The 13454-nt window shown below is 73.0% G+C and carries 12 protein-coding genes and 1 pseudogene; 5 read left to right on the top strand and 8 right to left on the bottom strand.

The features are described from left to right. A pseudogene (locus L6E12_RS19680) lies at positions 1-537 on the bottom strand (hypothetical protein); the annotation flags it as partial. A gap of 229 nt (positions 538-766) precedes the next feature. Further along, entirely contained in the window at positions 767-2980 is a 2214-nt protein-coding gene (locus tag L6E12_RS19675) for a hypothetical protein (protein WP_236229392.1), read from the bottom strand. Positions 2981-3042: 62 nt separating this feature from the next. Between L6E12_RS19675 and L6E12_RS19670 the strand changes: the two genes are divergently transcribed. The 4 genes from L6E12_RS19670 (at position 3043) to L6E12_RS19655 (ending at position 6683) form a co-directional block, all read left to right on the top strand. After that, positions 3043-4215, top strand: coding sequence for an AI-2E family transporter (locus tag L6E12_RS19670; RefSeq protein WP_236229391.1), 1173 nt, complete (start codon positions 3043-3045; stop codon positions 4213-4215). Continuing rightward, positions 4212-5333, top strand: coding sequence for a MacS family sensor histidine kinase (gene macS / locus L6E12_RS19665; protein WP_236229390.1), 1122 nt, complete (start codon positions 4212-4214; stop codon positions 5331-5333). The genes L6E12_RS19670 and macS overlap by 4 nt, the downstream gene beginning before the upstream one ends. A gap of 72 nt (positions 5334-5405) precedes the next feature. Further along, positions 5406-6029, top strand: coding sequence for a response regulator transcription factor (locus tag L6E12_RS19660; RefSeq protein ID WP_236229395.1), 624 nt, complete (start codon positions 5406-5408; stop codon positions 6027-6029). A 9-nt stretch (positions 6030-6038) separates the two neighbouring features. Next, on the top strand, positions 6039-6683 hold the full coding sequence (locus L6E12_RS19655; protein ID WP_236229389.1) for a DUF1707 domain-containing protein: 645 nt from the start codon (positions 6039-6041) through the stop codon (positions 6681-6683). An 18-nt stretch (positions 6684-6701) separates the two neighbouring features. Here L6E12_RS19655 and L6E12_RS19650 read toward each other — a convergent pair whose 3' ends face one another. The 6 genes from L6E12_RS19650 to L6E12_RS19625 form a co-directional block, all read right to left on the bottom strand. Next, positions 6702-7145 carry a TIGR03667 family PPOX class F420-dependent oxidoreductase gene (locus L6E12_RS19650; RefSeq protein ID WP_236229388.1) on the bottom strand — a complete coding sequence of 148 codons (444 nt, stop codon included), beginning with the start codon at positions 7143-7145 and terminating at the stop codon, positions 6702-6704. A gap of 55 nt (positions 7146-7200) precedes the next feature. Next, positions 7201-7902, bottom strand: a complete 702-nt coding sequence (locus L6E12_RS19645) for a MerR family transcriptional regulator (RefSeq protein ID WP_236229387.1) — start codon at positions 7900-7902, stop codon at positions 7201-7203. Between the two features lie 34 nt (positions 7903-7936). Then, the gene (locus L6E12_RS19640) at positions 7937-8527 is read right to left on the bottom strand and encodes a TetR/AcrR family transcriptional regulator (protein ID WP_236229386.1); all 591 of its coding nucleotides are present in this window, start codon (positions 8525-8527) and stop codon (positions 7937-7939) included. 59 nt (positions 8528-8586) lie between these two features. Then, positions 8587-9330, bottom strand: coding sequence for a methyltransferase domain-containing protein (locus L6E12_RS19635; protein WP_236229385.1), 744 nt, complete (start codon positions 9328-9330; stop codon positions 8587-8589). 6 nt (positions 9331-9336) lie between these two features. Then, positions 9337-10194: a PfkB family carbohydrate kinase gene (locus L6E12_RS19630; RefSeq protein ID WP_236229384.1), complete on the bottom strand. Its 858-nt coding sequence runs from the start codon at positions 10192-10194 to the stop codon at positions 9337-9339. A 273-nt stretch (positions 10195-10467) separates the two neighbouring features. Further along, the gene (locus tag L6E12_RS19625; RefSeq protein WP_236229383.1) at positions 10468-12564 is read right to left on the bottom strand and encodes an MMPL family transporter; all 2097 of its coding nucleotides are present in this window, start codon (positions 12562-12564) and stop codon (positions 10468-10470) included. 159 nt (positions 12565-12723) lie between these two features. On the opposite strand from L6E12_RS19625, the gene L6E12_RS19620 reads away from it, so the two are divergent. Beyond that, positions 12724-13446, top strand: coding sequence for a TetR/AcrR family transcriptional regulator (locus tag L6E12_RS19620; protein WP_236229382.1), 723 nt, complete (start codon positions 12724-12726; stop codon positions 13444-13446). Positions 13447-13454: the final 8 nt, after the last annotated feature.

Here is a 13454-nt window from a genome sequence, read left to right as displayed (position 1 = left end):
GCCGCGGCGGGTGGTGCCGTCGGCGGGCGCGCGCTCCTCGGCGGCGGGGGCCGCCGCGGTCTCGACCACCGGGGTCGGGGCCGCCGCGGGGGCGTCCGCCTCGGGGGTGACCACGGCCGCGGGCGGTGCCGCCGCTGCCGGGGGTGCGGGCTGCTGCTCGACCGGCGCCGTGATCTCGCCGACGACCTCGTCGACGACCTGCGCGGGGGCGGTCGGCGGCGGGGTCAGGTGCTCGGTGACATCACGACCGAGGTCCTCGACCGCGGTCGTGGCCCGGTCCGGGTCGAGCAGCCTGCCGACCCCGTCGGCGAGCTGTTCGACCAGTTCGGGTGCCCCGACCACGCTGGGGACCTGGAGCTGGGAGATCTCCACCGAGGGGAGGGTGGGGAGATCCGACGGGGCGTCGTCCGCGCTGGCGGTGGCGGTGGTGATGGCCCACGCCGCGGCGGTCGTGGCGACGGCGCCGCCGAGGACGAGGAGGGTGCGCGAGAGAGCGCGCCGCAGTGCGGCGGACGGCTCCCTCTGCTCCTGGTCCACGGTTCGGTTCCCCATCGCCTTCGGATCGACCTTCCGATCGGGTGCGCACGGTCGGGTCCGTGCCCGGCAGACACTGTCACCAGAGGGGTCCGTGATGCGAGCGTGACCACCGAGGCTCATCACATCGTGTGATCAACACAGAGTGTTTCCACAGGTAACCCTGCGTCATGATCCCGAGGTTGGACCGGCAATCCGGGACGGCTGTCCACAGGCCGCGCGGCGGGTCGGTTCAGCCGCGCTTCAACACCCGGGTCGCGCCAGCGGCCACCGTGGTGGCGAGGATCCAGCCGACGGCGATGAGCGTTCCGGCGATCCACTGGGAGACCCCGGCCATCTGCCACATGTTGTCCTGACCCAGGTCGATGATCGGCAGCAGCAGGTCGGTGGCCAGCAGCGGCGGGTTCCACACCGGGTCGGTGTCGGAGTTGAGCCGCACCATCCGGTGCGTGGCGAACCACACCAGCCCGACCAGCCAGAACAGCGCCAGCCACACGATCGCCAGCCACGGCCGGTAGCCGAAGCCGACGGTCCACTCCTGCAACTTCCCCCAGATCCGGCCCGCCACGTGCAGCTCGGAGTAGCGGCGGCGCTGCCGCTCAAGCTGCACCATCTGCGCCATCTCCTCCTCGCCGCCCTCGGCGTACACCGCGGCCAGCCGCTCGTAGGGGCCGGGCGCGAAGTCGGGCTGCACCTGCCGCAGCCAGAGCAGCCGGGTGCGCACCGACACCTCGGGGTCCGCGCGGATCGCCGAGTAGGTGAAGTCCTCCAGTTCGACCCCGCCGCGCGCGGCCCACAGCCCGGGGCCGTCGGTGACCGACGCGGCGGTGGCCCTGGTCAGCGCGACCGACCCGGCGGGCGGGTGGCGCTCGTCGAACAGCAGCACCAGTTCCTGCGCGGTCAGCCCGTAGGCCTGCAACACCCGGGTCGGCACCGGGTGGCCGGGTTTGGTGCGGCCACCGAGGCGGGCGTCCTGGAAGGTGACCCGCTTGCCGACCTCGGCCAGCCGGATGCGGACGCCGCCGAGGGCGCGGAAGCCGCGGCTGCACAGCAGGTCCTTGCCGATGGTGGCGACCCTGGCGTCCAGCGAGGGCTTGACGGTGCCGTCCGGGCGCAGCCGCGGTTTGACCAGGTGCGCGCCGGAGCAGTCGAGGCTGGAGCCGATGTGCGCGTTCTGCAACCGCACCGAGCCGCTGACCCGGATGTGGCGCAGGAACAGCGTGCCCGCCACGCGCAGCCGGTCGGCGAACAGGGCGTCGAGGCCGGGGGCGCGCAGCCGGGCCCGGGAGAAGCTGGCGCTGCCGTGCACCACGCCGTCGACGAAGCGGACCTGGCCGTAGGCGCGCAGCGCGTTCCCGGCCCGCCCGCGCACCCGGTCGCGGGCCTCCACGTCGCCGCCGACCTCGATGCCGTCGGCGACCAGGGCGAACGGGACGGCGGTCACCGGGGTGCCCGCGGCGAAGGCCGCCGCCAGCCCGGCGACGACGCCGCGGGAGCCGAGGACCGCGCCGGAGAGCAGCAGGTGGCCGCCGATGCGGGCGCCGCGCAGGCCCACGGTGCCCGCGGCGGTGAACCCGGCGTCGAGGCGCAGGTCGCCGTCGACGCGCAGCCGGTCGGCGTCGAGGACGTACCCGTCGGTGTCCGCGTCGCCGGTGAGCACCAGCACGTGCTTGTCGCGGCTGGGCGCCTCGGACAGCAGCGCGCCGGAGAACACCGCGTCGCCGCCGATGCGGGCCCCGGCGAAGCGCACCGAGCCGGTGGTGTCGAAGCCGTTGTCGCAGAACAGGCTGTCGGTGACGACGAGCCCGGAGGCCTCCAGCGCGACCCGGCCGGGGTTGCGCAGCTCGGCGTCGGAGAAGTGCGCGCCGCCGCCGATGTCCGCGCCGGTGAACAGCAGCTCGCCCGCCACCTGGAGCGCGATCGCCTGCACCGACCCGGTCACCCGGAGCCGCTCGGCGCGCAGCGCGACACCCTCGGGGTGGGTGAGGGTGGCCCCGGACAGGCGCAGCGTGCCGTCGACGGTGGCGTCGGTGAGGTCGAGCACACCGGTGCAGTGGAAACCGAGTTCCAGTCGCAGGTCGCTGCCGACCCGCAGGTTCCGCGCGCGCAGCCCGGGCAGGGCGCAGCCGCGCAGGCTGAGCGTGACCAGTCGCGCCATCCGCAGGTCCGGCGGCCGTTCGAAGACGCAGCCGTGCAGGCTCAGCACGTGCCCGACCTCGCGGCCCTCCAGCTCCCATTCCCCGGTGACGTGGGCGTTGTCCAGGCGCAGGGCGGGCATGGCGCCGTCGTCGAGCGGGTAGGCGCCGAGCAGCAGCCCGGTCAGCACCTCGCCGCGGACGCGGCGGTCGTCGTGGGTCGAGAGGTCCAGCACGGTCCCGCTCGCGAACGCGGCCCACACCTCGCGCTCGGTTTCGGTGAGCTGAGCAGGCGGTATCCGGGCGGTCACGGCTCCCATGAGATCAGATGAAGAGATCGCCGCAGGCGGTTTCGCCAGATACCGTGATCGCGGTGAGCAGAAACCGCGTCGCAGGGCTGAAGCACCGGACGGTCCCGCTGATCGAGGACGTGACCCCGTTCGTGCCCAGGGGCCTGCGGGTGAGCGCGGCGCTGTCCTGGCGCTTCCTGGTGATCATCGGCGCGCTGTACGTGATCATCTGGCTGCTCGGCTACTTCGCCGCGGTGGTGGTGCCGATCGCGATCGCGCTGCTGCTCGCGGCGCTGATGGCCCCCGGGGTGAGCAAGCTGGTGCAGTGGCGGGTGCCCAGGGCGCTGGCCACGCTGATCGTGATGATCGGCGGCATCGCCGTGCTCGGCGGCGTGCTGACCTTCGTGATCACCGAGTTCGTCAACGGCCTGCCGGAGTTGCAGACCCAGGTCAGCTCCAGCCTGGACACCATCCGCGCCTGGCTGGCCAACGGGCCGCTGCACCTGCGCCAGGACCAGATCCAGAGCTTCCTGACCAACGCGATCGACTCGCTGAAGTCGAACCAGGCGGAGATCACCTCCGGGGCGATCACCACCGCGGCGACCATCGGCGAGGTCCTCACCGGGCTGCTGCTGACGATCTTCGTGCTGATCTTCTTCCTGCACGACGGCGGCGCCATCTGGGCGTTCGTCGTGCGCGGCGTCCCCGCGCCGGTGCGCGACCGGGTCGACGTGGCGGGCAAGCGCGGGTTCTCCTCGCTGGTCAGCTACGTGCGGGCGACCGCGGCGGTGGCCGTGGTGGACGCGGTCGGCGTCGGCATCGGCCTCTACTTCGTCGGGGTGCCGCTGGTGATCCCGCTGGCCGCCCTGGTCTTCCTCACCGCGTTCATCCCGATCATCGGCGCGCTGATCGCGGGCAGCGTGGCGATCCTGGTGGCGCTGGTGGCCAACGGGCCGCTGGCGGCGCTGGTCGTGCTGATCATCCTGGTCGGGGTGATGCAGTTGGAGAGCCACGTGCTGCAACCGTGGCTGCTCGGCCGGGCGGTCCGGCTGCACCCGCTGGCCGTGGTGCTGGCGATCGCCGCGGGCCTGCTCGCCGCCGGGATCTCCGGCGCGCTGCTGTCGGTGCCGCTGCTGGCGGTGCTCAACGCGGGCATCCGGTCGCTGCTGCACGAGTCGGACCCGGACCCGGAGCAGGTCGAGCCGCTGGAGGACGAGGCGTCGCAGCCCAACGACGGGGTGGAGCGGGTGGAGTGACCACCCGGGTCCCCCGCGACCCGATCGCACCGCTGTGGCGGGCCGGGGTGCTGCTGCGGGTGATCACGCTGTGCTTCGCCGGGGTGGTCGTGGCCGCGCACCACGGCGAGTACGCGCGGACCTGGCTGGCGTGGGCGGTCGTGGGCGGCATGGCGGTGTGGACGCTCGCCACCGGGCTGTACTACCTGCGGCGCGACGGCGACCTGTGGTTCGCCCTGGTCGACCTGGCGGTGTGCTGCGGCCTGATGGCGCTGTCGCGGTGGGTGCTGACGCCCGCGCAGATCGCCGGGGAGGTGCCGCTGGTGCCGACGGTGTGGGTGACGGCCGTGGTGGCGTTCGGCGCGATCCGGGCCGGGATGCTCGGCGGCACCGCGTTCGGGCTGGTGGTGTCGCTGTGCAACTTCGCGGTGCGCGGGTTCGTCGACATCGATCTGCTGCGGGACATGGTGCTGCTGGTCGGCATCGGGTTCGTGCTGGGCTTGGCGGCGACGACGTCGCGGCAGTCGGCGCTGCGGCTGGCGGCGGCGGAGCGGATCGAGGCGGCGACCGCGGAGCGGGAGCGGCTGGCCCGCGGCATCCACGACAGCGTGCTGCAGGTGCTGGCCCGGGTCCGCAAGCGCGGGCTGGAGGTCGGCGGGGAGGCCGCCGAGCTGGGCGAGCTGGCCGGTCGGCAGGAGGTGGCGCTGCGCGCGCTGGTGTCGGCGGCGCCGCTGGAGTCGTCCTCCGGGGAGGTGGACCTGCGCGGTCTGCTCCAGGTGCTGGCGACCGAGCGGGTGCAGGTGTCGGCGCCGGGGACGCCGGTGCTGCTGCCGGAGTCGGTGGCCTCGGAGCTGTCGTTCCTGGTGCGGGAGGCGCTGGAGAACGTGGCGCGGCACGCAGGCCCGTCGGCGAGCGCGTGGGTGCTGCTGGAGGACCTGGGGTCGTCGGTGGTGCTCAGCGTCCGCGACGACGGGGTGGGGATTCCCGAGGGCCGGTTGGCGGAGGCGTCGGCGCAGGGGCGGATGGGGGTGGCCCGGTCGATCCGCGGCCGGGTGGCCGACCTGGGTGGCACCATCACCCTGGAAACGGCGCCGGGGCAGGGCGTGGAGTGGGAACTGCGGGTGCCCAGGACGTGGTGACGGGTTGTTCGGAGAGTTGATGTTCGACGAGCGGGGCGCGGTGGGGAGCCGGACGTGGTGACGATCTCGGTCATGGTGGTCGACGACCACCCGATGTGGCGCGACGGCGTGGCCAGGGACCTGGCCGAGCGCGGCTTCGACGTGCGGGCCACCGCGGGCGACGCCGCCGCCGCGGTCCGCATCGCCGCGGCGGTGCGCCCGGACGTGGTGCTGATGGACCTCAACCTGGGCAGCGAGTCCGGCGCGGACGCCACCCGGGAGATCACCGCGTCGCTGCCCGCCACCCGCGTCCTGGTCCTGTCCGCCAGCGGCGAGCACGACGACGTGCTCCAGGCGGTCAAGGCGGGTGCCTCGGGCTACCTGGTCAAGTCGGCCTCCGCCGCGGAGCTGGTGGACGCGGTCGAGCGCACCGCCGCGGGCGACGCGGTGTTCACCCCGGGCCTGGCGGGCCTGGTCCTCGGTGAGTACCGCCGGATGGCCTCCGAACCGTCCCCGCCGCGGCTGACCGACCGGGAGACGGAGGTGCTGCGGCTGGTGGCCAAGGGCCTCACCGCCCGGCAGATCGCCGACCGGCTCGTGCTGTCGCACCGCACGGTGGAGAACCACGTGCAGTCGACGCTGCGCAAGCTCCAGCTCCACAACCGGGTGGAACTGGCCAGGTACGCGATCGAACACGGCCTCGACGGATCACCGTAAAGTGGACGTGTGACCACGCCCGTCGACCCCCGCGAACTCCGAGTCTCCGACGCCGAGCGCACGCACGTGGTGGACGTGTTGCAGAAGGCGATCGGGGTGGGCCTGCTGTCCCTGGACGACTTCACCGCCCGCGCGGACATCGCGCTGGCCTCCCGCACCCGCGGCGAGCTGAACGCCGTCCTGGTGGACCTCCCCGGCCTGGTCAGCGCCGAGGCCCCGCGCCCGCCGGAACCGGAGCCGGTGGAGATCCGCACCTCCATGTCGACCGTCCGCCGCCGCGGCGCGTGGGACGTCCCGCGCGCCCTGTCGGTGCACAACCGCGCGGGCACGGTCGAACTCGACTTCACCGAGGCCAGGATCACCGGCCCGGTCGTCACCGTGGACGTGGACGTGGCCATGGGCTCGGTCGAGCTGCTGATCCCCGACGAGGCCACGTGCGACCTGCACGTCGACACCGCCATCGGCGGCACCGTCACCGACCGCGGCGCCCGCCGGGCCACCGGCGGCGGCACCCGGTTCGTGGTGACGGGCCTGGTCAAGGCGGGCAGCCTGACCGTCCGCCGCCCGACCGTGGCCCGCATCGGCCCGCTGGTCATCGGCAGGCACGGGAAGCTCACCTGGGCCGACCGCCCGGACCGCCGCCGCCTCGGGTAGTCCCCGGGTGCCCGACTGCTAGACGACGTGCACCCGGGCGGGCGTGATCACCACCGGGGTGGAGAACATCTCGGCGAACCGCTCCGGGGTGCCGAACAAGGCCCCGATGCGCTCGGTGTACTTGGCCAGGTAGGCGGGCTGCTCGTGCGCGGGTGCCTCGTCGGGCGCCACCGCGGCGGTGCCCTCCAGCCGCACGATGTCCCGGCCGATGTCGGTCACGTCCAACGCCAGGCTGACCCGGGGGTTGTCGGCGATGTTGCGCAGCTTCAGCTTGCCCGGCTGGCTGTAGAGCAGCAGGGTGCCGTCCTCGCGCAGCAGGAACCAGACCGGCACGCTGACCGGCTGCCCGTCCGGGCGCACGGTGGTCAGCCAGGCGATCAGGTTGTGCCGGAGGCGGTTCTCGCCGCGCTCGCGGTCGGCGGGTGAGAGGTGCGAGGTGAGTGCCGCGAGTGTGCTGTCCATGTCGTTCCCCCCGGTCGATGTCGATCAAGACGCTAGCCGGGGGGTACGACAGTTCTCAACCCGCTGCGGCCCAGGCGCGCTGGACGTAGGTGTAGAGGTCGCCGGACATGCCGTTGTCCAACCGCTGGTCGCGCGGCTGGTCGGCCACCATGCGGGCGGCCGACGCCTGGATGGAGGCGTCGCCGCCGTGGAAGGCCGCCATCAGCTCGGACCAGCGGGCGGCCAGCGCCTGGACCTCGGGGTCGGTGACGGGGGTGTCCGCGGCGAGGTGGGCGTTCACCTTCTCGATGAGGGTGGGCCACTCGGCTTCGACGGCCCTGATCCTCTCCTCGCCGAGTTCTTCGCGGCGCCTGGCCAGGTAGGCCAGTTGTTCCGGGGTGTAGTACCGCTCGATCATCTGCAACGCCTCCAGCAGGCCGTGGGTGTCGGCGTGGTCGAGGAGGGCGCCCACCCTGGCGCGGAGGCCGGCCACGCGGGCGGCCTCGGCGTCGAGGTGGGCGAGTTGGGCGGTCAGCACCTCGGTCAGGCGGTCGGGGCCCGCCAGGGTCGCCGCGATGGCGTCCAGCCCCAGGCCGAGCGAGCGCAGGGCCCGGACCCGGTACAGCACCCGCACGTCGGCGGGGGTGTACCGGCGGTGCCCGGCCGCCGTGCGCTCGCTCGGGACGACCAGCCCGACCTCGTCGTAGTGGTGCAGGGTCCGCACGGTGAGCCCGGCCGCCCTGGCCAGCTCACCGACGCTCCACCTCGTCTCGTCCACGCCCACGACGCTAGGACCTCCCGCTGCGTGAGGGTCAAGGGCGGACGGCGCGGGTGAACAGGTCGGCCAGCTCACGGCCGTACGCGGTGAGGTCGAGGTCCGGTTCCGCGGCGGCGCGCTGGGCGGCGCCGTCGAGCGCGCTCGCCACGGCCTCGGCGACCACGGCGGTGTCGAACTGCCCGAAGACGCCCTCCCGCTGCCCCTGGTGGAGCTGGCGCTGGAGCCGCCCGACGCGGAAGTCCCGCAGCACCGCCGCGTACATCGGCTCGCGGGCACCGGTCCCGATCTCGACGACGGCCCGCAGGTGCTTGGGGTGGGTGCGCAGGAACTCGACCCGCGCCTCGATGTGCGCGCGCAGCAGCTCCACCCGGTCGACGACCCCGGCGATGCGGGCGTCGAGCACCTCGTCACCGGCGGCGATGGCGCTGACCAGCACGGCCATCACCAGGTCGGACTTGTCGGCGAAGTGGTAGGAGATCATCCGGGTGCTGCTCAGGCCCGCGTGCTCGACGATGCGGGCGAAGGACGCCTTGCCGTAGCCGAGGTCGGCGATGACCTCGATGGCCGCGTCGGTGATCTGCTTGCGCCGGGCCAGCTCGGTCGCGGTCTGCTCGTTTACCTGCATGAGTAAAGATTAACACGGTTGAGTAAGACACTGCCGTGGATTTGCCCCGGGGCGGGGGATCAGCGGCGGGCCTTGGTGGTGACCAGGTGGAAGAGGCGGGCGGTGTGCTTGTACGGGTGCCGGTCGGCGAGGGCCAGTTCCAGGCGTTCGAGGGCCGCGAAGAAGGTGGGGTCGGACTTCTTGGCGTTGTCGGTGATGTAGTCGTTGGTGGTGCGGATGCCGTAGTGGGACGGGGGCGGGCACCCGAGGGCGACGAGGGTTTCGGTGATCTCTTCGGCGGTGTGGAGGGTGATGTCCCGGTCGAAGAGTTCGGTGCGGGCGCGGGGGTTGTCGAGGGCGGCCAGGGCCGCCTCGGGGTCCAGGTTGCGGATCGCGGCCACCAGGGGAGCGGAGTGCCGGTTGACGGCCATGACCGAGAGCACGCCTCCGGGGCGGAGGTGGGTCAGGGCCGCGGTGAGGGTGGCGCCGGGGTCGTCCACGTAGGGCAGGACGTTGTGGCAGAGGACGGCGTCGTGCTCGCTCGGCGGGAGGGCGTGGATGTCGGCCTCGACGCAGCCGATCCGGGTGGTGAGGGCCGCCTCGTCGGCTCGGGCGCGGGCGGCGGTGAGCATCTCCGGGGAGTGGTCGACGACCGTGACGTGGTGGCCCCGGGCGGCCAGGCGGATCGCGTCGGCACCGTCACCGCCTGCCAGGTCGAGGATGCGCAGGGGGGCCGGGGGCAGGTGGCGGGCGAGGTTGGCCTCCGCCACCGCGTACCGCAGGCGACCCCACGGGCTGTCCTGCCACTCGCGCCAGGTGGGCACGGCCAGCTACCCCTGGGCCACTTCGTCGGCCGTGGGGTAGGAGGGCTGGGCGCCGGGGCGGGTGACGGAGATGGCGGCGACCAGGACCGCCGTGCGCGCCGCCGCGTCGAGGGTGGCCCCGGTGGCGAGGGAGGCGGCCAGCGCGCCCGCGAAGGCGTCCCCGGCGCCGGTGGTGTCCACGGCGGCGACCGCGGGTGCGGGGACGTCGGTGGCGCCCTCCGGGGTGAGGACCCGCGCGCCCCGGGCGCCGCGCGTGATGATCGCGGTGCGCGGGCCCAGCGCCAGGAGGTCGCCGGTGCCGCCGGTGAGGGTGTGGGCCTCGTGTTCGTTGACGATGAGGGGGTCCAGGGCGGCGAGGGTCCGCGGGCTCAGTTCCGCCACGGGGGACAGGTTGAGGACGGGCCGGACGCCCCCGGCCGCCGCCAGTGCCACCGCGTGCTCCACCACCGGCAGCGGGATCTCCAGAGACGCCACGAGGACCGCCGCGCCGGTGAGGTCGACGTCCTCGGGGGTGAGCGCGGCGTTCGCCCCGGGTGAGACGACTATGGAGTTCTCGCCGTCCGGGGTCACCGTGATGAACGCGGTCCCGGTGGGACGGTCCACCCGGCGGACCCGGGTGGTGTCGACGTGGGCCGAGCGCAGGGATTGCAGCAGCAGGTCGCCGTTGGCGTCGGTGCCGAGGGCGCCGACGAAGGCGACCGGGGCACCGAGCCTGCCCGCGGCGACGGCGGTGTTGGCGCCCTTGCCGCCGGGGAGGGTCTCCACGTCGGAGCCGAGGGCGGTTTCACCCCCGGCGGGTCTGACGGGGACCGTCACGACCAGGTCCGCGTTCGCCGAGCCGAGAACCACCACGGTGTCGTCCACGGATAGAGCCTAGTCAGCGGCCGTTGCCAATTGCGAACGTACGCAAGTGTGAACGATATCGGGGTACCGGGGATCCGCGGTGCCACAATGTGCGTCACTGTATTTGTGCGCCCGGGGAACCGGTCGCACGTGAGTCCCGATGGCGGGCCCCCGTGGCCCGCCCCGGGTGCCGGTCCGGGTGTTCGCACCCGGGTTGGTTTCCGTGTCCACCGGCGTCGATCGCGTAGCCCCCCGAGCGATCGGCGCCGGTGGCGCGGTCCTGCCGCGGCCCCCTCAGACCCGTTCCAGCTCGCGGTCCGGGGTCTCCACTTCCGACAGCCCCGCCCGCTCCTGGAGCCTGCGCAGCGGGCCGGGCGCCCACCACGCCCGGTCGCCGAAGAGGCGGATGACGGCGGGCACCAGCAGCATCCGCACGACCGTGGCGTCCAGCAGCAGGGCGACGATCATGCCGACGCCGATGAGGCGCATGCTCTGCAGGCTCGACAGGCCGAACGCGCCGGTCACCACCGCCAGCAGCAGGGCAGCGGCGGTGATCATCGGTCCGGTGCGGACCAGTCCGGTGCGGACGGCGTCGCGGGTGGACAGGCCGGTCTGGCGGGCCTCGACCATCCGCGACAGCAGGAACGTCTCGTAGTCGGTGGACAGCCCGAACACCACCGCACCGACGAGCACGAGCATCCCGGCCTGCATGGGTTGCGGGGTGACGTCGAGCAGCCCGGCGCCGTGCCCGTCCTCGAACACGAACGTCAGCACGCCGTAGGTGGCCGACAGGCTCAGCGCGCTCATCACCACGGCCTTGACCGGCAGCAGCACCGACCCGAACGCCAGGAACATCAGCACCAGCGTGGCCAGCACGAGGATGCCGACCATCCACGGCACGCCGTCGCTGATCGAGGTGAACTGGTCGGCGGTGCGCGCGGGGAACCCGCCGACGAGCACCTCACCGCCGGAGGGCAGCTCGCGCAGGGCGACCACGGCGTCGTGGCTCTGCGGCGATGCGGCGTCCCCCTGCAACGGCACGGTGAGGGCGACGACGCCGTCCTTGGCGCCCTTGGGTGCCACGCCGAGCACACCGGGGATCTTGCTCGCCTCGGCGGTGAACGCCTGCACACCCGCCTCGTCGACCCCGCGCAGCAGGACGGTGGCGGTGTTGTTGGAGGCTGCGGGGAAGTTCGTGGCGATGGTCTCGGCGGTGGCGCGGTGCGGGTCGCCCGGGGGGAGCTGCTTCTCGTCGGCGGTGCCGAAGGTGGCTCCGGTGAACGGGACGGCCAGCACGAGCAGCACGGCGACGATCGCCCCGGCGAACCGGACCGGCCTGCGCATCACCGCGTCCGCCAGCCTGCCGACGAGCCCGTTCTCCGCGGGCCCGCTGTTCTTGCGCCACGGCACGGCGCCCTTCTCGACGCGGTGCCCGAGGATCGACAGCAGCGCGGGCAGCAGCGTCAGCGACAGCAGGGCGGCGATGGCGACCGCGGACATGCCGCCGTAGGCCATCGAGCGGAGGAAGTCCATCGGGAAGACCAGCAGGCCCGCCAGGGCGATGACCAGCAGCGTCGCCGAGAACGCGACCGTGCGCCCGGCGGTGGCGACGGCCCGCGCGACGGCCTCCTGCGGGGTGGCGCCCGCCGCCAGCTCCTCCCGGTAGCGGCCGACGGTGAACAGCCCGTAGTCGATCGCCATGCCCAGTCCGAGCAGGGTCGCCACGTTCACGGCGAAGGTGTTGATCTCCAGCCCGAGGCTCAGCAGTTGCAGCACGGCGAGCGACCCGAAGATCGACAACCCGCCGACGAGCACCGGCAGCGAGGCGGCCACCACCGTGCCGAAGATGACCACGAGCAGGATCAGCGTGATGGGCAGCGAGATGGCCTCGGCGACCACCAGGTCCGACGTGGACTGCTCGGTCATGGCGACCTCGGTCGGCACCTGCCCGCCCACCTCGGTGCGCACACCGTCGACCTGCAACCGGTCGGCGATCTGCTCGTAGGCCTTCTGCCGCGCGTCGGTGCTGTCGCCTGCGAGGGAGATGGTGGCGAGCGCCCTGGTCTTGTCCGGCGTGGCCAGCGCGGCCTGCCGGGTGGACCAGTAGTCGACCCGCTGCGCGACCGCCGACGCGGGCAGCGCGTCCAGGTTCGCGGTCACCTTCCGCGCCACGTCCGGGTCGTCCACGTTCGGAGCGGTGTAGAGGATGACGACCTCGGCGGGCTTCTGCCCCAGCTCCTGCTCGACGACCTGGTCCACCCGGTAGGACTCACTGGCCGGGTCGTCGTACCCACCCTGGGTGAGCTTGTCGAAGACGCCCAGCCCCCACAGACCACCGCCCACGGTCAGCACCAACGCGGTGATCAACACCAACCAGCGGTGAACGTGCACAGTCGAACCCCACGCACGGAACACGGTCTTCCCCCTGGTGGCTCTCGTCGGTGGTGATCCCCGCTAAGGGCCGCTACCGTCTGGATAACAACGCTCTAAGTTAACGCTGTTCACGGTAACTATTGCTAAACACCGTTCACAAGATTCCGGAGACCAGAGATGACGCAGGCCACAAGACGCGACCGTGGCCGAGCCGACACCGACCGGGACATCCGCTCCCAAGCCCGAGCACTCCTGGTGAGCGACGGCCCCCAAGCGGTCACCCTGCGTGCCATCGCCAGGGAACTGGGCATCACCGCCCCCGCGCTGTACCGCTACTACGCCTCCCGCGAAGACCTGATCGACCACCTGCGCCGGGACGTGTGCACCGACCTGGCGGCGGACCTGGAGTCGGGGTTGACCGGCGTGCCCGAGGAGGACCACCTCATGCGGGTGCTGACGCTGTGCCGGGGGTTCCGGGCGTGGGCGCTGGCCCACCCGCAGGAGTTCGCCCTGGTCTTCGCCTCACCCTCGGGCAGCCCGGCCGAGCAGCACAGCGTCGAGAAGGACAGCTTCGGCCGCGTCTTCCTGGCGGTCGCGGGCCGCGTCCTGGCCACCGGCCTGCTGCTGGGCAGGCCGGACGAGTCGGTGCCCGAGCCGCTGCGCGCGGACATGACCGGCTTCCGCGACGACCTGCTCGCGACGATCAACGGGAGCGGGGTGGACCTGCCCGCCGACCTGCTGGGCACGGGCATGGCCTACGCGCTGTTGCAGTTCTGGGTGCGGCTCTACGGGCAGGTGGCGCTGGAGGTCTTCGGCCAGGTCCCGTTCCCGCTGACGAACGCCGAGCCCCTGTTCGAGTCGATGCTGGCCGACCTCACCCACGAGGTCGGGCTGCACTGAGAGGCCCG

Origin of the sequence: Actinokineospora sp. PR83 (assembly GCF_021056305.1) — a bacterium.
GTDB lineage: Bacteria > Actinomycetota > Actinomycetes > Mycobacteriales > Pseudonocardiaceae > Actinokineospora > Actinokineospora spheciospongiae.
Note: the sequence above shows the minus strand (reverse complement) of the source record. Positions and strands in the feature narration are given on the sequence as shown.